This is a genomic window from Rothia sp. HMSC071F11, assembly GCF_001809115.1.
Classification (GTDB): Bacteria; Actinomycetota; Actinomycetes; order Actinomycetales; family Micrococcaceae; genus Rothia; species Rothia dentocariosa.
Genome location: NZ_KV795764.1, coordinates 1 through 527, shown reverse-complemented (window position 1 = coordinate 527; position 527 = coordinate 1). Strand labels below are relative to the sequence as shown.

General features: G+C 46.1%; 1 protein-coding gene. It reads right to left on the bottom strand.

Annotated elements, in window-relative coordinates; all coding sequences use genetic code 11:
- Positions 1–527: MFS transporter (locus HMPREF2554_RS09275; RefSeq protein ID WP_141744391.1), on the bottom strand; the 527-nt coding region annotated here is incomplete at both ends.

Below are 527 nucleotides of genomic sequence, written 5' to 3'. Positions count from 1 at the left end.
TGAAGTATATGCGTTTTTTGGAATACTTCGGAGCCCTCCGAGGGTCGGGTGGCGAAAGACCCAGCGGGCAGCATAAAAGTGAGCACCAAAGACAGAATAAATGACACCAGATTGACAATGATTGAAAGCTCCAGAGCATTCGCAAAATTCTGCATGAGAATCATGGTTCCCACGAGGGGGCTCACAGCACGGGATAGTTCTCCCACCATCGAATAGGTGCTATTGTATTTTTCAAATTCTCGATTTCCAAGAATCTCAGGAATGATAGCGCGGCTTGTGGGACTGTACGCAGTCGCGGCTAAAGACATGAGAGCCCAAAGAATAATCAGTATATAAACGATAAATTCTCCGCGTACTGACGATAAAAGAATAAGAGCGCACAGGCAGCAGAGGCTATTAAAAATATCGTAGAAAATCAGCAGGGATTTTTTCTTAAACCTGTCAATGACAACAAATCCAAGAATGCTGGCGAGGAATATGCCCGCACCGCTACACGCATTCATCACCCCAACCATCTGCTGACCGGC